This is a genomic window from Rothia sp. P100, from assembly GCF_023712425.1.
GTDB lineage: Bacteria > Actinomycetota > Actinomycetes > Actinomycetales > Micrococcaceae > Rothia > Rothia endophytica.
This window is the reverse complement of sequence record NZ_JAMAYG010000003.1, coordinates 301,206-325,499: the sequence shown is the minus strand read 5'-3', so window position 1 is coordinate 325,499 and position 24,294 is coordinate 301,206. Positions and strand designations below refer to the sequence as shown.

Annotated in this window: 20 protein-coding genes; 12 read left to right on the top strand and 8 right to left on the bottom strand. The window is 57.2% G+C overall.

Annotation, left to right across the window (positions count from 1 at the left end; genetic code table 11):
- Positions 1-94: 94 nt before the first annotated feature.
- From M3668_RS08680 to M3668_RS08655, 6 genes are all read left to right on the top strand, one after another.
- Entirely contained in the window at positions 95-1,258 is a 1,164-nt protein-coding gene (locus M3668_RS08680; RefSeq protein ID WP_251380443.1) for an NAD(P)/FAD-dependent oxidoreductase, read from the top strand.
- A gap of 11 nt (positions 1,259-1,269) precedes the next feature.
- Positions 1,270-2,733 carry a cryptochrome/photolyase family protein gene (locus tag M3668_RS08675; protein ID WP_251380442.1) on the top strand — a complete coding sequence of 488 codons (1,464 nt, stop codon included), beginning with the start codon at positions 1,270-1,272 and terminating at the stop codon, positions 2,731-2,733.
- Between the two features lie 145 nt (positions 2,734-2,878).
- On the top strand, positions 2,879-4,468 hold the full coding sequence (locus M3668_RS08670) for an APC family permease (RefSeq protein WP_251380441.1): 1,590 nt from the start codon (positions 2,879-2,881) through the stop codon (positions 4,466-4,468).
- Between the two features lie 98 nt (positions 4,469-4,566).
- Entirely contained in the window at positions 4,567-6,054 is a 1,488-nt protein-coding gene (locus M3668_RS08665) for an NAD-dependent succinate-semialdehyde dehydrogenase (RefSeq protein WP_251380554.1), read from the top strand.
- Positions 6,055-6,147: 93 nt separating this feature from the next.
- Complete coding sequence (gabT, locus tag M3668_RS08660) at positions 6,148-7,491, top strand: 4-aminobutyrate--2-oxoglutarate transaminase (RefSeq protein ID WP_251380440.1); 1,344 nt, start codon at positions 6,148-6,150, stop codon at positions 7,489-7,491.
- 38 nt (positions 7,492-7,529) lie between these two features.
- Positions 7,530-8,906 (top strand): NAD-dependent succinate-semialdehyde dehydrogenase, encoded by a 1,377-nt coding sequence (locus M3668_RS08655; protein ID WP_251380439.1) that lies wholly within the window; start codon positions 7,530-7,532, stop codon positions 8,904-8,906.
- Positions 8,907-9,052: 146 nt separating this feature from the next.
- On the opposite strand, the gene M3668_RS08650 is transcribed toward M3668_RS08655, so the two are convergent.
- The gene (locus M3668_RS08650; RefSeq protein ID WP_251380438.1) at positions 9,053-10,708 is read right to left on the bottom strand and encodes an alpha-keto acid decarboxylase family protein; all 1,656 of its coding nucleotides are present in this window, start codon (positions 10,706-10,708) and stop codon (positions 9,053-9,055) included.
- Between the two features lie 175 nt (positions 10,709-10,883).
- Between M3668_RS08650 and M3668_RS08645 the strand changes: the two genes are divergently transcribed.
- From M3668_RS08645 to M3668_RS08620, 6 genes are all read left to right on the top strand, one after another.
- Entirely contained in the window at positions 10,884-11,846 is a 963-nt protein-coding gene (locus M3668_RS08645; RefSeq protein WP_251380437.1) for an alpha/beta hydrolase, read from the top strand.
- Between the two features lie 285 nt (positions 11,847-12,131).
- Positions 12,132-12,863: a VIT1/CCC1 transporter family protein gene (locus M3668_RS08640; protein WP_251380436.1), complete on the top strand. Its 732-nt coding sequence runs from the start codon at positions 12,132-12,134 to the stop codon at positions 12,861-12,863.
- A gap of 50 nt (positions 12,864-12,913) precedes the next feature.
- Positions 12,914-13,318 (top strand): RNA-binding S4 domain-containing protein, encoded by a 405-nt coding sequence (locus M3668_RS08635; protein WP_251380435.1) that lies wholly within the window; start codon positions 12,914-12,916, stop codon positions 13,316-13,318.
- 7 nt (positions 13,319-13,325) lie between these two features.
- The gene (locus tag M3668_RS08630; protein WP_251380434.1) at positions 13,326-13,856 is read left to right on the top strand and encodes a GNAT family N-acetyltransferase; all 531 of its coding nucleotides are present in this window, start codon (positions 13,326-13,328) and stop codon (positions 13,854-13,856) included.
- 63 nt (positions 13,857-13,919) lie between these two features.
- Complete coding sequence (locus M3668_RS08625; protein WP_251380433.1) at positions 13,920-14,456, top strand: GNAT family N-acetyltransferase; 537 nt, start codon at positions 13,920-13,922, stop codon at positions 14,454-14,456.
- Positions 14,456-15,826, top strand: coding sequence for an MATE family efflux transporter (locus tag M3668_RS08620; RefSeq protein ID WP_251380432.1), 1,371 nt, complete (start codon positions 14,456-14,458; stop codon positions 15,824-15,826). Before M3668_RS08625 ends, M3668_RS08620 begins: the two co-directional genes overlap by 1 nt.
- A 203-nt stretch (positions 15,827-16,029) precedes the next feature.
- On the opposite strand, the gene M3668_RS08615 is transcribed toward M3668_RS08620, so the two are convergent.
- The 7 genes from M3668_RS08615 to M3668_RS08585 all read right to left on the bottom strand — a co-directional run bounded on the left by M3668_RS08615 (position 16,030) and on the right by M3668_RS08585 (position 24,218).
- Positions 16,030-16,977 carry a hypothetical protein gene (locus M3668_RS08615; protein ID WP_251380431.1) on the bottom strand — a complete coding sequence of 316 codons (948 nt, stop codon included), beginning with the start codon at positions 16,975-16,977 and terminating at the stop codon, positions 16,030-16,032.
- Between the two features lie 169 nt (positions 16,978-17,146).
- Positions 17,147-17,656 carry an RDD family protein gene (locus tag M3668_RS08610; RefSeq protein WP_251380430.1) on the bottom strand — a complete coding sequence of 170 codons (510 nt, stop codon included), beginning with the start codon at positions 17,654-17,656 and terminating at the stop codon, positions 17,147-17,149.
- A gap of 399 nt (positions 17,657-18,055) precedes the next feature.
- The gene (locus M3668_RS08605; RefSeq protein WP_251380429.1) at positions 18,056-19,165 is read right to left on the bottom strand and encodes an XRE family transcriptional regulator; all 1,110 of its coding nucleotides are present in this window, start codon (positions 19,163-19,165) and stop codon (positions 18,056-18,058) included.
- On the bottom strand, positions 19,149-19,841 hold the full coding sequence (locus tag M3668_RS08600; RefSeq protein ID WP_251380428.1) for a hypothetical protein: 693 nt from the start codon (positions 19,839-19,841) through the stop codon (positions 19,149-19,151). The genes M3668_RS08605 and M3668_RS08600 overlap by 17 nt, the downstream gene beginning before the upstream one ends.
- Before the next feature lie 124 nt (positions 19,842-19,965).
- Positions 19,966-21,873: a hypothetical protein gene (locus M3668_RS08595; protein ID WP_251380427.1), complete on the bottom strand. Its 1,908-nt coding sequence runs from the start codon at positions 21,871-21,873 to the stop codon at positions 19,966-19,968.
- 8 nt (positions 21,874-21,881) lie between these two features.
- Positions 21,882-23,729 carry an HSP90 family protein gene (locus tag M3668_RS08590; protein ID WP_251380426.1) on the bottom strand — a complete coding sequence of 616 codons (1,848 nt, stop codon included), beginning with the start codon at positions 23,727-23,729 and terminating at the stop codon, positions 21,882-21,884.
- A complete protein-coding gene (locus M3668_RS08585; protein ID WP_251380425.1) occupies positions 23,730-24,218 on the bottom strand; it encodes a type III secretion system chaperone family protein in 489 nt (162 codons plus the stop codon).
- Positions 24,219-24,294 lie beyond the last annotated feature (76 nt).

Here is a 24,294-nt window from a genome sequence, read left to right as displayed (position 1 = left end):
TAGGTGCACCTTCTAGCCTTACTCTGAACGTTAAAAAGGAGGGTTGTCTCACGTAAGCTGTAAAGAATTACTGAGCTACAGGAAGGTGCCATCAATGCACACCGTTATCGTAGGGGCTGGAATAGCAGGCCTAAACTCCGCTCGTTATCTCGCTCAATCTGGTCAGAGCGTCACCGTTCTTGAGAAAAACTCTAAGCCCGGCGGCAGAATTGCCACTGATCACATCGATGGTTTTACCTGCGATATCGGCTTTCAGCTCCTTAACCCTCAGTACCCCGAGGCTAAGAAATCTCTTAACCTTCCTGCCCTTGACCTGCATGCTTTCAGTCGCGGTGCAGTGATCTGCGAAGATGACAGGCAGTTCACGCTCAGCGACCCCACCCGTCACCCGCTGGCTTTGCCCTCGCTGCTGCGTGAGTGTTCTGTAACGGACGCCCGTGCGGTCTACTCCCTGCTGAAAGACCGCGAATCAACAACCTTCGACCAGGCTCTTGAGCGGGCCGGTTTCAGCGCCTCCCTTGAACGAGGTGCTCGTACCTTCCTCGCCGCGGTGACCGCTGATTCATCCCTGGAATGCACCCCAGAATTTGGCCGGAAACTCATCTATTACTTCCTCAAAGGCTCACCCTCCCTTCCCGCTCAGGGGATGGAGGCTATTGCCTACCAGATGGCTGATCTTGACGGGGTCACCATCCGCTACTCAACAGAAATCGTTGAAATTATCGAGGAGGATCAACAGGTACTCCTGCGCCGTTCTGATGGAAAAGATTTGCATGCTGATCGGGTAATTGTTGCAGGTGGCCCGCTGGAGAGCGCTTATCTTCTCGATTCTGAGGTGCCGGCTACGGGGGACCTGACAACCTGGTGGTTCGCTGCAGACCAGCGTCCTACCGCATCTACTTATTTGCACCTTGACTGCTCAGACAACCCTCTCATTAACCATGCCGCTGTCGTGTCCAACGTGTGCCCATCCTACGCACCGGCAGGGCAACACCTCATACAGGCCAGCGTTGTGGGTTCTTCAGACCTGGAAGCTGAGGTGGTCGCCCAGCGTGTTCAGCGAATGTTTGGATGCGAAGGTGATACGTGGCGTTTGCTCACCTGCCACCGCGTCTCTCCTGCCCTTCCCATCATGACGGGTCGCTCAGCCTGGTCTCCTACCGGGAAGCTGGCAGTCGCCGGTGACTTCAATCAAGCATCCATCCAAGGGGCTCTAGCGTCCGGACGTCAGGCTGCATCACTATCAGGTTCTCAGTAAAGAGTGAGGATATGACTACCCGTGTGCACCTGCTTCTTTTCCGTGAAGATCTAAGAACTCACGATCACCGTGCCCTACGTGCTGCAACCGACTTCGCGCACCGCCACCCAGATACGACAGTGCTTGCCCTCTACGTCTTTGATGAGGAGACGGAAGGGATACGCCCGCTGGGCGGGGCAAGTCGCTGGTGGCTACATCACTCTCTAGCGGAATTACAAGAATCACTGGAAAACCTGGGGATCCCCCTCTTCTTCGCCCGAGGTCAGGGAACGGCTAGCGTTGCCAGCTTGAGCGCCCCACTGGGTATCACCCATCTCCACTGGAGCCGCCGCTACACCCTGCCTGAGCGCTCGGCCGACGCCGCCCTCAAAACCTGGGCTAAAAGTCAAGGAATAGAAGCGCATAGCTATGCCGGCCATCTCCTGCATGAACCGTGGGAGGTTTCGCCGGCGTCCGGTGATTTTTATAAGGTCTTTACTCCTTTCTGGAAGGCCATATCGGCTCAGGGCTTTAGGGAACCCTATGGCGCCCCTGAACCTCTTACGCAGAATCCTGCGGCCCTATCTCAGGAGGTCAGGAAGCAATGCGCCGCCCTCCTTTCCCTCGAAGAGTTGGATCTTCTGCCTACCCGCCCAGACTGGTCTGGAGGGTTGAAACAACGCTGGACACCCGGTGAGAAGGGAGCATTAGCTGCCTGCAATGAGTTTGTGGACGGGAATCTTGAAGGATATGCCAGAGAAAGGGATTTTCCTGCCGCTCCCTCCACCAGCTTTCTTTCACCCCATCTACGGTTTGGTGAAATAAGCCCCGCGACCGTTTTATATCGTGTGGGGCGTTCAATCTCGGTGATGACCACTGATGCCACTCGGTTTGCAACCGAAGTAGGCTGGCGGGAGTTTTGCTGGCACCTGGCCTTTCACAATCCTGAGCTGCACGAAAAAGAGTTCCGTGCTGAGTGGTCACACTTTCCTTGGGGCAAGGCTGATAACCCAGAAAATAAAGAACTGTTCCACGCCTGGTGCCGGGGGCTTACTGGCGTCCCCCTGGTGGATGCGGGAATGCGCGAACTCTGGGAAACCGGCTATATGCACAATCGGGTACGTATGGTGGTTGCTTCTTATCTCACCAAGAACCTGCTGCTGGATTGGAAGCTGGGAGAAAAATGGTTCTGGGATACTCTCGTGGATGCTGATCTTGCCTCAAACCCGGCTAATTGGCAGTGGGTCGCAGGGTCAGGGGCGGACGCCGCACCCTATTTCAGAATCTTTAATCCCGTAACGCAGGGAAAGAAATTCGATGAAGAAGCTCGGTATATCAAGCGCTGGGTACCTGAGCTGGCCCACCTTAGTGCTGTAGAAATCCATCGAGGCGCCGAGCAAGGGTATGGGGTGCTAGCGCCAGATTACCCGTCTCCCTTGGTCGATCTTAAGCTTTCTCGCCAGGAGGCTTTAGCTGCCTATAGTGACTGGAAATAGACGCTCCGCTCTTTCATCCTAAGAAAAAACGCCACGAGACTTCACAAATCGTATACGAGGTTGTAATCTGGCTAACTAAACGAACAACATTCGTTTAGTTGACTTTTAGTCTCATCTGCCAACGGTGGTAGTGAAAGGAAGGGCGATGTCTCAGACCCCTCAGAACCCGGTACCAGCGGGCAGCGCCCCGGTGACCGCATCAACCAACCCCCACGGCGCAGTAGACACCGGGGCAGCTAACAAAAAGGGCCTCTCTTCGGGTAAGGTCACCCTCTTCAGCTCCATGATTATCGGTATCTCGGTGGTAGCCCCCGCGTACTCACTCTCCGGTGCGTTAGGGCCCGTCGCCGCAGAAGCTGGCCTCTACATGCCAGCCATGTTCCTCATCGGCTTCATTCCTATGCTGCTGGTTGCCATCGGCTATCGCGAGCTCAACGCCGCCATGCCCGACGCCGGGACCACCTTCACCTGGACCACCAAAGCTTTCGGCCCCTACGCCGGCTGGATGGGTGGCTGGGCCCTGCTGGTCGCCACCATCCTGGTGCTCTCCAACCTAGCGGGTATCGCCGTAGACTTCTTTTACCTGGCCCTCTCGCAGGTCCTCTCTAACCCGGGCGTCGCTGACCTTGCTGGCAACAACCTCATCAATATCGCCACCTTCATCGCCTTCATGGCTTTCGGTTGCTACATCACCTACCGCGGTCTGGACGCCACCCAGAAAATCCAAACCGTCTTCATCATCTTCCAGCTGGCCGTCCTCGCCGTTTTCTCTGCCGTTGCTTTCTACAAGGCAAGCACCGGCACCGGCTTCGCCAACCTCAGCTTTAGCCTTGAATGGTTCAACCCTTTTGGTATCGATTCCTTCTCAACCCTGGCAGCGGGTATGTCCCTGGTCTTCTTCCTCTACTGGGGGTGGGACGCCGTGCTGACCATGAACGAGGAAACAGAAGGTAAGCACACCACCAGTGGGCACGCCGCTGTCGGTACCATCCTGACTATTGTGGTGCTCTACCTTTTCCTGTCGGTATCCACCCTGGCCTTTGCTGGTACTGGTGAAACCGGTTTGGGCCTGGGGAACCCTGACAACCAGGAAAATATCTTCGCTGCTCTCTCTGGACCGGTCCTGGGTGCCTTTGGCATTCTTATGTCCTTCGCGGTGCTCGTGGCTGCCCTGGCTTCCCTGCAGTCCACCGCAGTGTCCCCGGCACGAACCCTGCTGGCTATGGGCTACTACAAGGCGCTGAGCCCCAAATTCGCTAGCCTTTCCCCTAAGTATCAGGCACCCAGCTACGCCACCATCGTCTCTTGTCTGATTGCTACCGTCTTCTATGTAGTCATGCGCTTTATTTCCACCTCGGTGCTCTGGGATACCATTTCAGCCCTCAGCCTCATGGTCTGCCTCTACTACGGCATCACCGCTTTCGCCTGCGTCTGGTACTTCCGCAAAACCTCCCTATCATCGGGGGTGAAGGCTCTCTTTAATAAGTTCATCTTCCCCCTGCTGGGCGGTCTGATTCTGGTTGTCTTCTTCGCACAGACGTTCTTTGACTCCATGGACCCTGCCTATGGTTCAGGCTCAGAAATTGGTGGTGTGGGGCTGGTCTTCATTCTGTCTCTAGTTCTGCTGGTTTTGGGAGTCATCGCCATGATCTACCAGCGCATCAAGCGCCCGGACTTCTTTGCCGGTAAGGTGCCCATGGATGTCGAGCACATGATTGACCTGCCCGAGGTGTAACCCTGGGAACATGCCAGCCTAGGCGCGTAAACTAAATAAACATGAGCGGTCGCATAGACCCAGGACATATTTTCAATGAAGAGAAAGAAGTGCACATTATGGCTGTCAACGTTCAAGAGCTGCTGGCAAAGGTGCCCACAGGTCTACTGATTAACGGTGAGTGGCGGGAGTCCTCCAACGGTGAAACCTTCGATGTTGAAAACCCCGCCACCGGTGAGATTATCGCGACCCTGGCGTCCGCCACCGAAGAGGACGCAGTGGCCGCCCTGGACGCCGCCTGCGCAGCTGAAAAGGGCGCAGGGGAGCACGGCTGGGTAGCCACCCCTCCGCGTGAACGCGCCGAGATTCTGCGCCGCGCTTTTGAACTGGTCACCGAACGTGCAGATGAGTTCGCCACCCTCATGACCCTGGAAATGGGCAAGCCCTTCGCCGAGGCGTTGGGCGAGGTCAAATACGGTGCTGAGTTCCTGCGCTGGTTCTCTGAAGAAACCCCCCGCCACTACGGCCGCACCTTGAACATGCCCGAGGGTACCCTGCGCATGATTACCCGCCACAAGCCGGTTGGCCCCTGCCTGCTGATCACCCCCTGGAACTTCCCACTGGCTATGGGCACCCGCAAGGTTGCTCCCGCTATCGCTGCCGGCTGCACCATGGTCCTCAAGCCCGCGCGCCTGACCCCGCTAACTAGCCAGTATTTCGCCCAGACCCTCATGGACGCCGGCCTGCCCGCAGGCGTCCTCAACGTGGTGTCCTCTAAGTCAGCTTCGGCTATCTCAGAGCCACTGATGAGCGATGACCGCCTGCGCAAGGTCTCCTTTACTGGCTCCACCCCCGTGGGCCAGCAGCTGCTGGCTAAGGCTAGCGAGAAGGTACTGCGGACCTCCATGGAGCTAGGTGGCAACGCCCCCTTCATCGTCTTTGAAGACGCCAACATGGAGCAGGCAGTCTCCGGTGCCATGGCCGCCAAGATGCGCAACATGGGTGAGGCCTGCACCGCTGCCAACCGCTTCTTCGTGCACGAATCTGTAGCAGAAGAATTCTCCACCAAGTTCGCTGCCGCCATGGCAGATCTCAAACTGGGCAACGGCCTGGACGAAGGCACCACCTGCGGCCCGCTGATTGAGCAGAAAGCTCAGGACTCAGTAGCTGAACTGGTTGAGGACGCCCTGGCTAAGGGCGCCCGCGCCCTGACTGGTGGCGCCCGCGGTGAGGGGGAGGGCTACTTCTACCAGCCCACCGTGCTGGTGGATGTCCCTGCCGATGCCCGCGTGGCCCGCGAAGAAATCTTCGGTCCCGTAGCTCCCATCTTCACTTTCAGTGACGAGTACGAAGCTTACGAACTCGCCAACGACACCGAATACGGCCTGGCGAGCTATGTCTTCACCGAGAACATTGACCGTCTCTACCGTGCCAGCGACCACCTGGACTTCGGTCTGGTGGGCTTCAATGCCGGAGTTATCTCTAACGCCGCAGCACCCTTTGGCGGTATCAAGCAGTCCGGAATGGGTCGCGAAGGTGGAGCTGAAGGTATCGCTGAATATTCCTCGGTGCAGTACATCGGCCTGCGCGACCCCTACGCCTACTAGGCTACACATCTAACCTCTGACGGCGCCCGGGGGCCGCACCCCGGCGTCCGGGCACCGTCTCGCCCCCGTCCACTCCTAATCTTTGAGAGAAAAATGTCTGACATCACCTACCGCCTGCCCCAGGAAATCCGCCTCAAAGGTGCCGTTCCCGGCCCCCGCTCCGAAGAACTAGCAGCTCGCCGCACCGCTAACGTACCCGGCGGTGTCGCCTCCACCCTGCCCGTCTACGCAGCAGATGCAGACGGCGGTGTGATTGTGGATGTTGATGGCAACTCCTTTGCCGACCTTGGCTCAGGTATTGCTGTAACCTCCGTGGGCGCATCAGCCCCCAAGGTTGTCGCTGCTGTTCAGGAAGCCGCCACCCACTTCACCCACACCTGCTTCATGGTGACCCCCTACGAGGGCTATGTTGCCGTGGCTGAAAAGCTCAACGAGCTGACCCCCGGTGACTTTGACAAGCGCAGCGTGCTCTTCAACTCCGGCGCTGAGGCCGTTGAGAACGCCGTGAAGATTGCCCGCGCCGCTACCGGCCGCAACGCGGTGGTGGTCTTCGATCATGCCTACCACGGCCGCACCAACCTGACCATGGCACTGACCGCTAAGGCTGCCCCCTACAAGCAGGGTTTTGGCCCCTTTGCCCCCGAGGTCTACCGCGCACCCATGAGCTACCCCTACCGTGACGGCGAGCTGGGCGGCAAAGAGGCAGCTAACCGCGTCATCGAAATGATTGAGAAGCAGATCGGTGCTGACTACGTTGCCGCTATTCTGATTGAACCCATACAGGGTGAAGGTGGCTTCATTGTGCCCGCTGAGGGTTTCCTGCCCGAGCTGGTTACCTGGGCCCGCGAAAAGGGCATCGTCTTTATTGCGGACGAAGTTCAGGCAGGTTTCTGCCGCACCGGCAGCTGGTTTGCCTCCGACCATGAGGGTATTGAACCTGACCTGATTACCACCGCTAAGGGCATTGCCGGCGGTATGCCGCTGTCAGCTGTTACTGGCCGCGCTGAACTCTTCGATAAGGTTCAGCCCGGTGGTCTGGGCGGAACTTACGGCGGTAACCCTGTTGCCTGCGCCGCTGCCTTGGCTACCATCGAAACCATGGAGGAATGGGATCTATCAGCCCGTGCCCGCCATATCGAAGAAACCGCCCGCGAAAAGCTGGGCTCCCTCGTAGAAGAGCTGGACGTCGTGGGTGAAATCCGCGGGCGCGGAGCCATGTTCGCCGTGGAATTTGTGTCTGACTCCGACTCAAAGACCCCCCACCCCACCGCAGCCAAGCAGATTGCTGCCGCCTGCGCTGAGCGCGGCGTCCTCATTCTTACCTGCGGCACCTACGGCAACGTAGTGCGCCTGCTACCTCCTCTGACCATCAGCGATGACCTGCTGAATCAGGCACTGGATATCTTCATTGAAGAAATCCGCGCTGTCGCTGGCTAACCTCCACTAAGACCACCCCACTGTAAGGAGTGAGCACCGTGTCTACCCCTAACTATCGTGTAGAAAACCCTGTCACCGGCAAGGTTGAAGAAACTTTCGAGAGCACCACCGACGCCCAGGCGCTAGAAGCCGTGGATACCGCCCACGCAGCTTTTATCAGCTGGCGAGCGACCCCCATTGAAGAACGTGCCAAGGTTGTGCACCGTATCGCCGAGCTGTTTGAAGAGCGCAAGGATGAGCTGGCGCAGATTATCTCCACCGAAATGGGCAAGCCCCTCTCTGAAGGTGTAGAAGAGGTTGAATTTAGCAGCGCTATCTTCGACTACTACGCTACCAACGGCCCCCGCTTTGCTGCCGATGAAAAAATTCCCAGCGAAGGCGGAACCGCGCACATCCAGCGTCTGCCACTGGGCGTTCTGCTGGGCATCATGCCTTGGAACTTCCCCTACTATCAGGTGGCCCGCTTTGCTGCCCCCAACCTCATGTTGGGTAACACCATCGTGCTCAAGCACGCCGAAATTTGCCCCCGCTCTGCCCTGGCTATCCAGCAGATTATGGAGGACGCCGGTCTGCCCGAGGGCGTTTACAACACCGTCTTCGCGACCCATGAGCAGATTGAGAAGGTCATCGAGCACAAGCACCTGCAGGGCGTTTCATTGACCGGTTCAGAACGTGCCGGTGCAGCCGTTGCTGCCATCGCGGGTAAGAACCTCAAGAAGGCTGTGCTGGAGCTGGGTGGCTCGGACCCCTACATCGTGCTAGATACCGATGACGTGAAAGCTGCCGCTGAGCTGGCATGGGGCACCCGTATGTACAACACCGGTCAGGCTTGTAATTCCAACAAGCGCATGATCATCATGGAAGACATCTACGAGGACTTCGTGGCGCACCTGGTGACTCTGGCAGAGGGCATGAAGCCCGCCAAACCTGAAGAAGCTGGTGAAGGAACCTTCACCCCGCTCTCATCCCGCACTGCCGCTGAGGGTCTGAAAAAGCAGCTGGACCGCGCCGTCGAGGCAGGGGCAACCCTACACGCCGGTGGGCAGCTACTCGATGAGGCATCTTCCTACATCAGCCCCGCCGTACTCACTAATGTTCCGGTTGGATCAGAAATATACTACGAGGAGCTCTTTGGCCCGGTAGCTACTGTCTACAAGGTAGCTAGCGAAGAAGAGGCGATCGCCCTTGCCAACGATTCCCAGTACGGCCTGGGTGGTGCAGTCTTTAGTCAGGATGAAGCCCGCGCAGCTGCTGTTGCCCGCCAGCTTGAGGTGGGTATGGCTAACGTAAATACCCCTGCGGGTGAAGGTGCCGAGATTCCCTTTGGCGGCGTCAAGCGCTCTGGCTACGGCCGTGAGCTGGGCCCCTACGGCATGGATGAGTTCGTCAACAAGCGTCTCTACTACGTGGCCTAGCCCCTAGTTACATAAGCAGCCCTGGGTCTCATCTCTAGCTGAGATGAGGCCCAGGGTGTTTTATGGGCCCATCTTGGGAAGACCTGATAAATTCGGGTACGAGTAAGGCCTCTGCGGCAGGGGCTCCGGCCGTAGGTAGATCACCGCTAGGAATTAGCGCGGGTCAGGGCTGAGGCGACGTCCGCGAGCAGGGCGGGCACGTCGTCCTTATCCATCATGATTTCCATAAAGACCAGGCGGTCACGGGTCTGCTGGGTAAGGCGGGCAGCGTTCACCAGCTCGGTGGCAGTGTTGACGCGCAACATCAGCACTTCGTCCTCACGGGCACCCAGGGCGGCGGGGAGCAGCTGCCAGTTGTAGGTGCGGATATCGTTGTAGGGCTGGGCGGCGCCGTGGATGGCGCGCTCTACCGTGTAGCCATCGTTGTTGATGAGCACAACCACGGGGTTAATTTTCTGCTCCAGCATGGTGCCCAACTCTTGGATGGTCAGCTGTGCTGAACCGTCACCGATCAGCAGCACGCCGCGGGCGTCCCTATCAGCAATAGCGGCGCCCATCATGGCGGGCAGGGTGTAGCCAATAGAGCCCCACAGGGGCTGACCGATGAACATGGAGCGTTCTGGGAAGCGGCGTGATGCCATACCGAAGAATGAGGTGCCCTGGTCTGCCACCACAATATTGCCGGGTGTTAGCTCGCGGGAGAGCAGCGACCAGAGAACGTCCTGGGTGAGAGGGGCGTCCATATCGATGTCAGCATGGTCTTCTTCCTCCCAGGGCAGCAGGTCCTGGGGCAGGGCGCCGACTTCAAGGGCAACTTCCCGCACGATATCCAGGGAGGTATCCAGGGTGAGAGGTGCGTAGGTTTTGCGGCCAAGGCGGGCAGTCTGAGCGTCCAGGAAGACGGTGTGCTCTGGAAGGTTCTGTGAGAACCCGGCGGTGGTGGTGTCGGTAAAGGTAACACCGGCGCAAATGAGAATCTCAGCGTCCTCCACAGCCTTTTTGGTGCGCTCGTTAGAGACCACCCCGGCGTAGATGCCAGCGAACTCGGGCTTGGACTCATCGACTAGGGTCTTACCCCACATGAGGGTGGCGTAGGGTAGGCCGGTGGCGTCCAGCATCTCGGTCAGGTTGCTCTGTGCGCCCATGCGGTGCACCAAAAGGTCAGCCAGTACGGTGGTTTTCTTGCCGGCAAGTAAGGTGGTGAGATCTTTGCGGAAGGATTCGCGGGCACCGGGGGAGGAAAGCTTAGCAGGAACATTCAGCGGCGCCGCAGGGGGATCAACCTCCACGCGCGCCACATCGGTAGCCAAAAGGATGTAGCCGGGACGCTTATGGATCATCATCTCGCGTAGCACACGATCAATCTCGCTGACGGCGGTGGCATGCTCTAGGTCAGCCACCGTGCAGGAAACCTCAGATGCCATACGAATGAAGTGGGTGAAATCCCCATCTCCCAGGGTATGGTGCATGGTCAGGTGCGCTGCCTGGGCGTCCTTAGAAGGAGCGCCCACAATGTGCAGAACCGGCACCTGCTCAGCGTAAGAACCAGCGGTGGCATTGATAGCAGAAAGCTCACCCACACCGTAGGTAGTGACCAGGGCACCGATGCCGTTCACACGTGCATAACCATCCGCTGCATAACCAGCATTTAGCTCGTTAGCATTGCCCACCCATACGATACCCTCATGCTCAATCACATGGTCCAGGAACTGCAGGTTAAAGTCGCCAGGTACGCCAAAAAGGTCGCGCAGGCCCAGCTCATTCAGGCGATCAAGCAGGTAGTCACTTACGGTGTAGGTCATGGTGGTGGCCTTTCAAGAGGTAAGGGGAAAGCCCGACGGGGTGATACGGGCCTCAAAAGGTAGTTGAAAAAAGCATACGTTACCGGCGCCGATTTTTGGGCAGTCTGGGTTCCATGTGGTGATGACGAGGGGTGTGCCGATGAAACTCAAGGTGCCCCGATAGTAGAGTGGTGATATGACCGAAGATATCCTAGGCTCCCCCTACACCCGAGAAACCCTAGATTTGGGTGCTGACGCCGAAGGGGCCCTCACCGCAACCCTAGTGCGTCGTCCCGCTGAGAACACTGTAGCCTCGGCTACCGACGGCAAGCCCCGAGGTGCTGTGCTCTACCTCCACGGCTTCGTGGACTACTTCTTTCAGCGCGAACTCGGCGACTGGTGGGCAGCCCAGGGGTACGATTTCTACGCCCTTGACCTCCGAAAATACGGGCGTTCTCACACCGATGGTCAAACTTTTTACTACACCGAAGACCTAGCTGACTACGACCTAGAGATCAACCGTGCCTGGCAACTCATCGCCGGGCGGGACGGGCATCGGAAGGTGGTGCTGATGGCGCACTCCACCGGCGGCCTCATTGCTCCCCTCTGGGCGCGCCGCACCCAGCCTGCTGAGTTGACCGCTCTGATTCTCAATTCACCGTGGCTGGATCACTTTGACCCGCCGCTAGTCCGAGTGGCACTGACCGCCGGGGTTTCTGCCCTGGCGCGCGTTAAGCCGCGGGCCATCGTCCAACCGGCTAAAAATGATCCGGCCGCTGAGAGCCTGCACCAAAAATTTGGTGGGGAGTGGAGCTTTGACGAGACCTGGAAGACCTTTGACTTCCCACCTATTTACGCTGGCTGGTTGGCGGCCATCCGCCGGGCGCAGCGTCAGCTCCACCGCGGTCTGGACGTGCGTGTGCCGGTGCTTGTGATGAGTTCAGCACGGTCGGGGCGCATGAAGACGCGCACTCAGAAACATGACTTCGACGCGGTGCTCAACGTGCAACACATTCGTCGGTGGGCTCCGGTGCTGGGTAGGCAGGTTACCAGCCTGGTGATTGAAGGGGCGGTGCACGATATTTTCCTCTCACCCCCGGCCGTCCGGTCGGACGCCTACAGCCAGCTGGGTCACTGGGTACGCCGCTACCTGCACTAAAGAGAGATGCCCAGTGCGTCTTCATCTAGGCTCTCCCTGCTTCAGCCCCAACCATTGAGTAGTCACACCGTCTCATTCGGTGAGGGTTGGCGGTCTACCTTTTGGTTGAGGTAGCGAAACCCCTCATCTATGCGGGTATGCGTAAAAAGTAGCGCATTTGGCTCCTTTGGTGGCACTGGTGGCAAGGATAGTTTGCCCTTACTAACTCGGTGGTTAAGAGCTACCGAATGGGTGATGACTGTGCACTTGCTAGAAGCTGGTAGGACGCCAGAGTACAGTCGACGTATGACCACACAAGAATTCACCCCGCACGTCTCAGAAGCTCATGACATGGGCACCTATCAGGAGAAACTCAACCGCCTGCGTGCCGCCGTCCTGGGCGCCAATGACGGCATCGTTTCTGTAGCCGCCACCGTGGTTGGTGTAGCAGGTGCTACCACCTCAACACCCACCATTGGGCTTGCGGCTGCTGCTGCCGTGGTAGGCGGCGCTATTTCTATGGCGCTGGGGGAATATGTCTCAGTATCCTCCCAGGTGGACAGCCAAAAGGCACTGGTTGCTAAAGAAAAAGCTGAACTCCGCGACATGCCTGAAGAAGAGTTGGACGAACTGACTCAGATTCTCATGGACCGCGGCATCGCCCCCGATACTGCCCGCAAAGCGGCTATTGACATGACCGAGAAGGATGCTCTGGGTACCCACCTCCACTTTGAGTTAGGTCTTGACGAAGAAGAAAGCGTCTCGCCCTGGACCGCAGCCTTCGCTTCGGCCGGTGCCTTCCTGGTGGGCGCGCTTCTACCCACCCTGCTCATCCTCCTCCTGCCAGTATCAATTCGTATCCCTGCAACCTTCGCCGGTGTGCTGGTTGCCCTTGCTATTACGGGTGCCCTGGGCGCCAAGTGGGGAGGCTCCCCGCACTACATTCGTGCTGCAACTCGCGTGGTGATTGGCGGTGCGCTGGCTCTGGTAGTGACCTTCGCGGTGGGATCCCTACTGGGTGCCACCGGCGTGGTCTAAGCTCTACGCTGACTTCAATCTAGGCACCTGTTTTAGGTAACCTTGAGAGCATGACTCACCCAGATGCCAGCACCCAGTTACCTCAGGCTCCCGTGCGGATTGACGCCTGGCTCTGGGCTGTGCGCATCTTCAAGACCCGCGGGCTGGCGTCCGATGAGGTTAAGGCGGGGCACGTGCGGCTCAATGATTCCCACCCCAAGCCCTCCCAAAAGGTAAAGCCAGGGGACGTGGTCAAGGTGCGCTACCCGGGGTGGGAGCGCACCTTCGTGGTCAAGAAAACCCTGGCCAAGCGAGTGGGTGCACCGGTGGCAGTGACTTGCTATGAGGATATCTCTGGACCCAAACCCGCCTACCTGAGCTCCGGGGTTATGCCACGCCGTGAACGAGGTTCGGGCAGACCCACTAAGGACGAACGCCGCGCTCTGAACCGCTTGCGCGGTTACGAGAAAGAATAGCCTCCCCATGAGTTTTACCCTCCGCGCTGCTACCCCGGCGGACGCTGCAGCTCTCTCGGTTTTTGCTGGCGAGAATTTCCCAGACGCAGCCCCTGCCGTGGTGCCCCGTGAGGCTGTTGAAGCTTTTATCGCTGAGAACCTGAGTGAAGAGGTGCTAGAGCAAGCTATTGCCAGCGGGGTATATACGGTTAATCTTGTGCTTGATACGGAGGGGCAAATCATTGCCTACTCGGCGATAGATACGGCGCAGCCTCAGCCGGTCGAGGTTGCTGGCAATGCGGCTTATCTCAGTAAGTTCTATGTGGGGGCAGGCGCCCGAGGAGTGGGCATTTCGGGGATGCTGATGGGGCAACTGGTAGAAGATGCTCAATCTGCTGGCTACGACGGTATTCATCTTGGAACCCACCAAGAGAACTACCGTGCGCAGGCATTTTACGAAAAAATGGGCTTCATTAAAGTGGGAACCCGCACATTTGAGTTAACAACCGGCGTGCTGGGGCAGGATTTTATCTATCATCTACGTCTTAGCGCTGTATGATTTTTCTGTGCGCCACTGGATTAGACCTCGCTAGCACATTTGAGGTGGCGCTAAGGGAAGATTATGGATTTTGAAGTTCGCGCCCCGCGGGAAGATGAGGCTTTAGCCTGGGAGAAACTGCGCATTGTGTCCTGGCGCAAGGCCTATGCCCATGACTTTACTGCCGATACTTTTGCCCAGCAAGAGGCCCAGGTGCCCGTGCGGGCAGCAGCCTTTGCAGAATGGCTCGCATCAACTCCCAATACGGCCCAGGATGTGCAGAACCAACTGGGGCAGCGCCGTAAAGCGCTAGTGGCAGCAAGAACCGATGGAGGCACCTCCCTGGACATGCCAGAGGTTGGTTCCCTCCTAGGGCTAGCTTTTGCTACCTGCATGCCCTACGAAACACAGAAACTAGAGATCCTTTACCTCTTGCCGGAGGCCTTTGGTACGGGTGTGGCACAGGCACTCATGAAGGGCGTCCTTACGGATGGCCCGGCTGAGCTTGAAGTGCTCACTACTAATGCCCGAGCCATTCGTTTTTACGAAAAAGAGGGTTTTGCAATCGCCTCTACCGATGAATTTGCCGGCAGAAAAACCTACATTATGAAACGCGCCTAATGTCTAAGACACCGGAACCACGCCCCAGTTTGAACCGCCAGATCCTTGCGCTGGCGGTTCCCGCTTTTGGTGCCCTAATCGCTGAGCCGTTGCTGGTTTTGGCAGACTCTGCCATTGTGGGTCATTTGGGCAGTCTGCAGCTGGCTGGGCTGACACTGGGCTCTACTGTGGCCCATACTGTGGTGGGGCTGATGATTTTTCTTGCATACTCCACCACTCCGGCCGTAGCCCGCGCTTTCGGTGCTGGAGATGCGTCGGGTGCCTATCGCGCTGCCCGTAACGGTCTTTGGGTGGCGCTGGGTTTGGGTGTTCTAATAGCCGCAGGGCTCGCGGTGGGTGCGCGCGGCGTCCTCACAGCCCTGGGCGCCCAGGGGGATGTGCTGACCTACGGGCTTGCCTACCTCTTGCCCTCGCTGGTGGGGCTACCTGGCATGCTACTGGTTTTGGCTGCAACCGGCGCTTTGCGCGGTTTTCAAGACACTAAAACACCTCTCTATGTTGCCACCGGCGGCGCTGCGGTTAACGTGGTGCTCAGCTGGGCCTTGGTCTACCCGGTGGGGCTGGGTGTTGCCGGGTCTGCTATCGCTACCGCAGCTGTGCAGTGGGGTATGGCACTGCTGCTTTCTGCTCGCGTGGTGGTGGGCGTACGCACCTATGCGGTAGGTTTTGCACCTGATGGCCCCGGCCTGGCGGCTGTTTTTAAGGTGGGGTCATGGCTGATGCTACGGGCAGTGTCGATGCGCATCGCCCTGCTGGCAACTGTTTTTGTGGTGACCGCCCAGGGGCCGGCTAACCTTGCCGCCTACCAGCTGACTTTGAGCTTCTTTAACCTGTTGGCCTTTGCCCTGGATGCTCTGGCGATTGCCGCTCAGGCGCTTCTGGGTAAGGAGATGGGCGCTCAGAACCTTGCGACCCCTGCGGGTAGGAGCGCTGTGGTGCAGTTGAAAAACCGCCTGGTGCGGTGGAGTCTGGGCTTTGGTCTGCTCACCGCGCTCATCTGCCCGGCGCTTGGTTTTGGTCTGGCCTGGATCTTTACCCCGGACCCTGAGGTTCAGCGTCTCTTTGCCCTCTCCCTGCTGGTGCTGGGGGTGGGGCAGCCGCTGGCTGCCTACGTCTTTATTATGGACGGCGTGCTGATCGGTGCCGCCGATGTGCGTTACCTGGGGATAGCTGCCCTGTGCACCCTGGCGGTTTACACTCCCGTGCTGGTGGGTCTGCATCTTTGGTTCGCTGGGCAGGGTGCCGGGGCACAAGTTCAGCTTGCCACCCTGGCTTACCTGCTGCTCTGGTGCGCCTACGCCCTCTGGTACATGGGTGCCCGCGCTCTGACCCTGTGGTGGCGGGCGCGCAGCGGAGTGTGGATCCGCTAGAGCTAAGCGGTGATTCCGGTCTGGTTGCCGTCAGTGTCGCAGAAGCACCCTCGTAGTAGCCGTTGGTGCGGGACTTTACAGCAGACCATGTTAGAGCAGTTCAGCTCATACATAAGGCCCTAGATAAGACAAAGAAAATACTGTAAAACGCAGAATGGGAACCAAGCAAAATGCTTGGCTCCCATTCTGCCTTTGGCGGATTCTTACATAGGTAGAGAACCTAGAAACTGCGGTAGTTCGCTAAGCATTTCAATAGCCCTGTTTCCTGCTTCTGTGCCTATGGCAGTTACTGCAGCAGAAAGAGTTTTCGCTACAAATATACTGGCAATACCTTGCCTTGCTTCGACGGATTCTGCCGCTAAGATCTCAGCCTCAGCATTTCTAGTTTCTTCCTCAAGCACCGCAAGCTGTGATTGTTCCAGCCCCGCTTCCTGAAGTAGTTCTCGTAAGTTAGTGAAATATTCTTGGACCTTTCGCGAAGAGTCTGCGTTGAGGGTGTAGTTCGTTTGGTTTTGGACCGAGTTATGCCCAAATGATGTTTGAACGTTTTGTGGGTTGCCGCTGATATTTGCGGTGTTATGTTGTGAATTATCCACGGTATTGTAGGTGCCCCCGATTCTAGAGTTTAGGTGATCCCATGCTGGCGGTTCGCCCTTTTCCATGCGCGTTATCCACCCCTCACGGATTCTGGTTTGGAGGGGTAGCCCGTGCTCTTTAACTCCCCTACCGCCTTTGGGGATATAGATAGCATTGCATTCTTCGAGTTCATCTAACGCTTCAAGTATTTCTGCAGCCGAGATTGCTTGCCCGTCTATCTCGGTATCAAGCAGTTTTTCAAGCGTTATACCCCTGTTGTTCGCAGCGTCCTCAAAGACTTTTAGCTGCACTTTTCCTTTGCGCCCGTCCCGTTCAACCCACCGACGCACTTGGCGGTGAAATGCCCGTCCGCTTATGGTCAGAAATGCAGACGCGATTTTTCCATTTGCACGTACCTGTGCTTTGACGTACCCCGCGTCCACTAACGCATATACGAGATTAGTTTCTTCTGTGTCTTCGTCAAAGTTGAGTGGAAGTATCCCGTCTCGTGACTTGCTCATAATGTCGTAAAAAAGAAAATAATCCTGTGCATTGAATGTTTCTATGTCAATCACCCCTTGAGACTTATTTAAAAGTAGGCGCACACCTCATACGCACTAACTAGATAACGGTCCCATCGGAGGGTGGAAATTGAGGATAAATCACTACAAACCACTTTTCTGGGAGCCTTGCTCTGAGCGTAGACGTTCGTTGGGGGCTGGACAAGTATTAAATCCTTAGATTCTATTGAACTTGAACCTGGGTGCCTGCCAATAGGTCACCTAGGTGTCTTTTATCCTTCCGCAACAGTGTCATCAAGAGAAGTAGGGCAGCTAATGTAATGCTGACGCATGAGAGCCCAACAGCCAGCAGGTCATAATCCGTGTAGATACCGTGGATCGTACTCATGTGCCCCAGCTGCCAGGGTAGGAACTTGACGATGTTCCTTAGCAGGCTACTTTTCACTGACTTATGGCGGTAGGCCAGTTTGAGGCCAGCCTTTTTCTTGCCGAAACTACCGCCTTGTGCGTAGTCCAGATAGGTAAAAATTAGGACAATCGGAATCACAGAGGTAACCAGGGCAACCAGCTGAGACTGCAGTTCGCTCATCTGGGGAACTCCACCCAGGAACAGCAGGTAAACGGTCATAGTCACCCCGAAGAGCAGCACTAAGTAAGCAAGGATCACCAGGTAGTCGTAGGCAAACTCTTTCACCCTCGCTTTGAAGGGGATGGGGTTTAGCTCATTCAGCATGGTGTACGTGTACCCTTTCGGCGCCCTGCAGTTGCATGGCGAGGTCCTTGTCTAGTTGGTATGGATGGGGTTGGTTAACCTCTACTGTTCTTTCCGTGCGCTTCGGAAGCCAACAAAAGCAAGGGCGGAAAGAGTGATAATAAAAGCGATATAAAGAGCATCGCTTTTATAGCTTTCTTGAACGTAGGATACAACAACAAAGATGACTGCGAGGAGGGTAAGCATAATCCAAAAGACGGTGTTAGTGGACCCTTGTTTCTATTTCATTGTGCCCTTCTTATCGTGGTAACGGTTCTTCTCATCTGGCTTGAGATTATTTGTGGGGATGTAAGGCTCATTGTTGCCGTCTTGGCGCAACAACTCGTCCAGTAGGTCTTGGACGCGGTGCGCTTGGTTGGTCTAACGGACTACTGAAAGAACCGGTATCTGATAGTCAGAGGAACCTTGCACATCGTCCTGCTTTGAGGCGCTGACAGGTGCCAGAACTTCGCCGAATAAGAAACCGTTCACGTCCTGCATTGTCACCCCCACTTCGGCAGCTAGTTGGGCCATGCTCTGACCTTTTTCTCGCATCTGCGAAACTACAAAAGGAATCACACGCGAACGATCCAGGGGCAAGCCTCCCGGTTCCCCTAAGCGGAAACCGCGTTTAGCCAGTTCTGCATAGTTTTGACGTAGCCCCCACTCTTTCAGAATCCCAAGCTCCCCGCCACGATAATTCATCGCCATTGCAGACACACGATATTTCTTTTTTAGCTTCAATACTGTGGAAACATCAGCGTAAGCAGGCATATCACGGTTAATTGCGCGTGAAGGCATCAAAAACTCCGCCGCAAAGCGGTCTGCTTCCTTCTCTAAATCAGCACCCTCAGTGGCCCCCCGTGCATGCATAACAAGATGACCCAGCTCATGTGCCAGATCAAAACGCACTCGCTCCGCAGTCTTGCTTGTGTTCAAAAAAATATAGGGCTTACCGTCGGTGTACCAGTAACTAAAAGCATCCAGCTTCTGAATAGACTTCGGCAATGACAGCACCCGTATACCCCGAGACTCAAAAAGCTGAATCATATTAGGTAATGGATCTTCACGAAGCGACCACGCGGTGCGGATACGCTGAGCCGCAGCCTCAGGTCTACTGCTATCTACAGTAGGTACGTCAACTGCTGGCAAAGAATAAGGGGCTACAAGTTGAGCATAAAACTGTAAACCCACAGCGCCCAGAGAAGTACTTCCATTTTTAGCTTTTTGAGGGACCTTCTTTGCTGCTCGGAAAAGGACATTCTCAATATCGATACGCTCAAAGGACTCGTCGCTAAAAAACCCGGTAGGGCGTCCTGTTGCTGTGGCTAGAGCTTCCCGGTGCTTATCAGGGGCACCTTCGTTTTCGAATGTGTTGATGGTGCGCGGGGTGACTCCTAAAAATGCGGCCAATTCCACCTTAGTGAGACCAGAAATTTCTCGAGCAACTTGGACTCTGGTGGGGTCAATCGTGTTAGCTTGCTTGTTCATTGCCTATCTCGAAAATAATATCCTCAGGGACATCATCAGACTGTATATCAAGAAGTTCATCCTCGCCTGACAGGTCCATCACCGGAAGGATAAGACGTTCCTCCCATTTTGTAATGAAACCACGATCATCCATTGCGCTAGCGAGTGATAGCTCAGCTCGAATATGGTTGAATTTTTGGCTGTAGAAGTAAAGTAGGACCCAAGTGGCAGGTGTTTGGGACTCAATCGTTTCTACTACTTCTTGGATGACCTGCTGTTCGGAGTCGCTGTTATTCCAAACATCTCGCTGAGTCATTACCCCCTTTGCAGTAGCGTTAGAAGGCGTATCTTTAGTCCCTGTTTTTTCGTTTCCAGTGGCAACCATGATGGAAACATTAAGTTCTGGGTGCATGATTCGGGGAGCGTTTCTGTGATCAGTTTGCTTCCAGCCTTCTTGGATAAGGGAGTTTCTCAGTGCGGCCACGGTTTCATACCAACGATAGGTGCCTGCAGCGGTTTTGGGGTGGACGGCGGTGACCTGCGCTGCCCCGTTATGGCCACTCATTAGGGCTTGCTTGAGAACTTCCAGTTCTATACCAAGCTCAGAGAGTTGGTTCAGCGCTGCATCTCCGCGCAGAAGAGAGGTTGACTTCGGTGAATTTTCTACTGTGAAGAGGGGTTCTGGCTGGTGGTGCACAAGCTACTCCTTGGGGCGAATGTCTGTTGGGGGCGTCCTTTCATATTCTCATTAAAAAGGTAAAAACCGGAAGTTTTTTTACTGGTGATTGATGTGTAATTAATTTCTGCGAATAGGGATCAGCCTAGAGTAACCCGTCCAGCAGGTCTTGGACGCGGTGGGTTTGCCCGGTCTTATTAAGCATCTCAATCAGCAGGTTCAGAGCCTTAGCCTTAGACTCCTTGCACTGGGCCGCATCAAGAGCTGCCACGGCGCCCTCCAAAAACTTCGCAGCCTGGGTGCTCTGCCCGGCGTCCCTAGCGCACTGACCAGCCAGCAGTAGCGCGGCGCCGCAGCGGGCACTCTGCCCCGCTTGCTCATAGGTCTTAGCCACCTCACCAGCAAGTTGTGCGGCATCATAATACTTTCCCTCTGCGGCATATAGTCTAGCCAAAAGGTCATCAGCATGGGTGACCAGCGCAGCTGCTGCTCCTACTTGCCAGGGTTCAGCGTCCGCCTGTTCTAGCTGATTGTGCTCAGCTTCCGCCCGGGCGCGTGCAGCCAGAACTGCCGCTTCCAGCCCCTCATACTGCCCCAGTAGCTCAGCCATCTGCCCGCGGGCGGCCAGTACCGCCAGGAGTAAGCGCGCTGGGGCGCCCCCGGCAAGTAGTAGCTCCCAAGCGCGCTCAAAGAGCTCGAACGCTCGCGGGCGTTCCAGTAGCTGAGCCAGGCTCTGCGCGGCATCAGCAAAAGCGATACCAGCTTCCATCAGCTGACCGGCTTCTTCTCGTGCTTCCCCGGCACGTTCGTACCAGTGGGCAGCCTGCACTAGATCACCCGCGGCAAGAAAGCCATCGGCAGTGACGTAGGGGTCGGTGTCCCCGTCGTGCTTTATAGAAGCCGCCCCCCTCTGGTCAGCAACGGGTTGCGCCGCACCGTGTGCCCGGGTGCCGGTGGATAAGTTCAGCCCGGTGTTTTTTTCACTCACCACTACCAGGTCAGCTAGTCTGGGCTCCTGCTGGGCTGCCTCTAAGGACTCGGTAAAGCGGCGGTTGCCTGCTCGCTCATCAAAAGCGTGAGCCAACGGAACGGACTGTTGAACCGCCCAGTCATACAGCTCGCCCAGGGTGTCAGCTTGGTGCAGGTGGGTGGGTAACTGGCGTTGTTCTTCAACTGTCCAGGCCAAACCTGCCACCAGGTAGCGCAAAAAGCCGCGGTTATCGCCGGGATCTCCCTCTAACTGCAGTGCCCGCTGGCCGTGAGCCGCCAGTAAATCCAATGCGGCATGAAGCTGACCGCCGCGTGCCAAAATCTCAAACTCCATACCCAGATCATCGGGGTCGTAGTGCCCCCCGCTGGTCGCCTGCGCACGAGCCAGCTGTCGCCCCGCCGCTTCACCATCGCCCAGGTGCAGATAAGCCAGGGCAAGCTGGCGGTGGGAATTGGCGGGTTCCCTGTTGCACAAATCTTCGGTAGGCGCACCCAGAGCAACTGCCTGCTCAAATTCCCCGGCCACCACATACTCACGCAGGGTGCCGCCGATTTTGCAGGAACCGCAATCCATCTCGTCCTCACCGTGTGCCAACCAGATAGCCCGCCAGCGTTCGGCCTCTTCGTCCAGCCCCAGGTGCCCTGCCCACATGTACTCGGCGCGGTCCACCGCGGCGGTGCTAAACCCAGCCAGAGTGTAGCGTTGGCGCATCTCATCCAGTAGGCCACGGGCCTGTTGCTGGGAGATTTGCGGCCAGGCGGCAAGGTCTCCGGTCACCCACTTGAACTGCCAAAAAAGGGTGCGGCCATCATGCTCGCTGAAGTATTCGGGGTGGGTGTCCCAGAGGCGCAGCAGCTGAGAAAAGGTGGCGAAGGACGCGGGGTTGGGGGTCCCAAAAACGTAGGCTTCAACCAGCTCAAGCAGGGCTTCGGGCAACTTTTGCTCCGGCCCCTCGTTTTCAATGGTACGGGCGATGAATTCAGCAGCTGCGGTGCGGCCGGTGCCGTAGGGCATCTCCCGCAGACGGGCGATTTTTAGGTTTGCTTCTTCAAGTGACCACATGATGCCCCCTAGTTTTCGGTGCGCAGGGCAGCGGCCAGCAACTGGCTCAGACTGTCACTGAGCAACCCGGTTTCCCGCGATCCCAGTCCCTCACCGGCCAGCATTAGCGCCGAGAGATAAAGGGTGTTCATGCCCGCTTCAAAGGATGTATGGTGCGGCTGGGCCAGCAAGCGGCGGACGCTGTCGTTAGTGTCATTGAGCATCAGCGTGCGGCTGGGTTTACTGTCTGATGGGTCAGTAAAGGACCCCAGCAATCCGCCCCAGACGTCCCCGGCAGCTTCGTTTTCCTGGCTGATAGCCCTGCGGCGTTCAGCCTCAGCATCACGCAGGAGCACGGCGGGTACGTCCGCCGGGGCAAAACTGCGTAGCTGCACGTCGCAGTCCTGTTCAGCCAATAGAGCCTTGGCGCGCTCTAGGGCGGCCATGACCTCAAATTCACGGTCGATGCCCACCCCTTCAAGGGTCTGGGTCAGTTCACCGGCAGTCATTTCGGTGACCTCCCAGCCAGGGCGGTGCGCCAGCTTGGCAAGAATATCGGCGTCATAGACGTAGCCACCATTGACCACCCAGAGACCCTGGGCGCGCGCCACTGGGGCGATACGGCGGTAGCCCTCGGTGGTGGGGGTGAAGCGGACTGCCCCGCCCTCACGAGCAACCTCAGCCAGAGTGGTAAAGCCCTGGGTAGTTTCAAAAGGCAGAGCCTGGGCCACCACATCCAGCATATCGTCGCTAGCCAGCGCTACAGCACGCAGCGCCAGGTGGTGGGTTTCCAGTAGGCGGGCCTGCACGGGGGAGGGCTCGGTAAGCGTAGCGGTAATCCAGCTTTTAAGCTGCTCGCCGATAGCCTCCCGGGTCAGCAAAAGCACCTCGTCCTCACGGAGCTGCTCTCGGGATGCCGTGGGGGTCAGGCTCTCAGAATTCAGCACCGCCCGCACGAAAAATGCCCAGTCAGGTAGCAGGGTGTCCTCTCGGCCGCTGACCAGCATCTGCTTCACATAGACACGGTGGCGCCCAGAGCCGGGGGATACCGCCTGCGGCAGAACATAGGCGACGCCGGTGGTGCCGGTTGCCGGAACATTCAGGGGAATGGTGGCTAGGGGAGTGAAGCCCAGGGACGCCTCGGCGTAGTTGGTGAGTGCCATAGCGGTTTCATGGGCGTTGGGCGCGGTGCTGCCATGCTCTGTGCCCTCAGTGCTTTTCTCCACAGCCACTGCCCAGGGCAGCCTGGTGCGCGAAATGCGGCGCCAGACTCGCTGACCGCCAGCGTTTACCCGCACAGAAACCTCCAGGGGCAGCATATCCCCGTAGTCACTCGCCAACGTCACCACAGTTTCCTCAGCAACCCAATGGGTTGCGTCCGCCCGTGCCTTGAGCGAGATCGTGGTGCCGATTTCAACTTCAGTATCGGCGAGAGTCTGCACTTCAAAAGTGCCATCAGCCAGGCCTACCCAGCGCACCGGAGCTTCCCCTGGTGTGGCACTGCGGGAGGTCACCTCAACGGCGTCAGCAATCAAGAAACAGGCCAGCAAACCAATACCGAACTGTCCCAAGTATTCGGCGCGGCCCTCCCCCAGTACCTCATCACGCTTGGAGGTGCGCCCAATGGTCGCCAAAAATTCTTCCGCCTGGGCGGCGGTCAAGCCAATACCGGTATCGGTAATGGTGATACCGCCACCGTCAGCCCAAGGCTCCAAACGGACGCGGGCAGGAGCGTCCGGGTCAAGGGCGGTGCGGGCGGTGATAGCGTCTACCCCGTTCTGTAAAACCTCGCGCAAGTAAACCTGCGGGCCCGAGTAGAGGTTCTTAGAGAGCAATTCAACCAGGCCACCTAAATCGACCTTAAAACGCTGTGCCATTTATGCCTCACTCAGGTTCTGATTCAGTGCCTCAAAAACGTTAAGTCCGGCTGAAATACCGGTGCTCAGTAGCTCATCCAGCTGCTCATCGGTCAGCCCTGCACCGGTGGGGTGGTTAGTCTCTGCCATCATGATGACCAGCTGCTGGCTATCTTGCTCAAAAACAGTTGGGTAGGTTTTAGGCAGCACCATTTCACGGTTCCAACTCTCAGCAAAAGCACTAGCTGCTGGTAGCTTATCGACGGGTAGAGAGCCGCGCCAGGTGCCGCGAATATTGAGCAACTGTCCCTTGCCCATCAGCAGAAAGAAGAAGTATCCCTGCTCAAATTGGGCAATAAGGTTGCCGCCTTCCTCATCGCAATTCACCTCAAGGCGGGTCAGTGCCTGCTGCAACCTTTCAGCGGTGAGGGGCTGAAGGGCAGCAGCGGGAGCGAGCGCGGAGTCAAAGAAACCCATGGTCAACTTTCTGCGGGGGCTGGTGGTCTTCACCAAGTTTATCCGTGCCCCGCAGATTTGGGCGGCGCTCTGGGCTCATCCACGATTTGGTTGGGTGAATGAGCCCTCT

Coding starts and splice junctions, on each gene's coding strand:
- M3668_RS08620 (WP_251380432.1), top strand. CDS start 14,456: ATGTCTAAGACACCGGAACCACGCCCCAGTTTGAACCGCCAGATCCTT.
- M3668_RS08595 (WP_251380427.1), bottom strand. CDS start 21,873: ATGTGGTCACTTGAAGAAGCAAACCTAAAAATCGCCCGTCTGCGGGAG.
- M3668_RS08590 (WP_251380426.1), bottom strand. CDS start 23,729: ATGGCACAGCGTTTTAAGGTCGATTTAGGTGGCCTGGTTGAATTGCTC.
- M3668_RS08650 (WP_251380438.1), bottom strand. CDS start 10,708: ATGACCTACACCGTAAGTGACTACCTGCTTGATCGCCTGAATGAGCTG.
- M3668_RS08645 (WP_251380437.1), top strand. CDS start 10,884: ATGACCGAAGATATCCTAGGCTCCCCCTACACCCGAGAAACCCTAGAT.
- M3668_RS08610 (WP_251380430.1), bottom strand. CDS start 17,656: ATGCTGAATGAGCTAAACCCCATCCCCTTCAAAGCGAGGGTGAAAGAG.
- M3668_RS08670 (WP_251380441.1), top strand. CDS start 2,879: ATGTCTCAGACCCCTCAGAACCCGGTACCAGCGGGCAGCGCCCCGGTG.
- M3668_RS08675 (WP_251380442.1), top strand. CDS start 1,270: ATGACTACCCGTGTGCACCTGCTTCTTTTCCGTGAAGATCTAAGAACT.
- M3668_RS08630 (WP_251380434.1), top strand. CDS start 13,326: ATGAGTTTTACCCTCCGCGCTGCTACCCCGGCGGACGCTGCAGCTCTC.
- M3668_RS08640 (WP_251380436.1), top strand. CDS start 12,132: ATGACCACACAAGAATTCACCCCGCACGTCTCAGAAGCTCATGACATG.
- M3668_RS08635 (WP_251380435.1), top strand. CDS start 12,914: ATGACTCACCCAGATGCCAGCACCCAGTTACCTCAGGCTCCCGTGCGG.
- M3668_RS08665 (WP_251380554.1), top strand. CDS start 4,567: ATGGCTGTCAACGTTCAAGAGCTGCTGGCAAAGGTGCCCACAGGTCTA.
- M3668_RS08680 (WP_251380443.1), top strand. CDS start 95: ATGCACACCGTTATCGTAGGGGCTGGAATAGCAGGCCTAAACTCCGCT.
- M3668_RS08625 (WP_251380433.1), top strand. CDS start 13,920: ATGGATTTTGAAGTTCGCGCCCCGCGGGAAGATGAGGCTTTAGCCTGG.
- gabT (WP_251380440.1), top strand. CDS start 6,148: ATGTCTGACATCACCTACCGCCTGCCCCAGGAAATCCGCCTCAAAGGT.
- M3668_RS08605 (WP_251380429.1), bottom strand. CDS start 19,165: ATGAACAAGCAAGCTAACACGATTGACCCCACCAGAGTCCAAGTTGCT.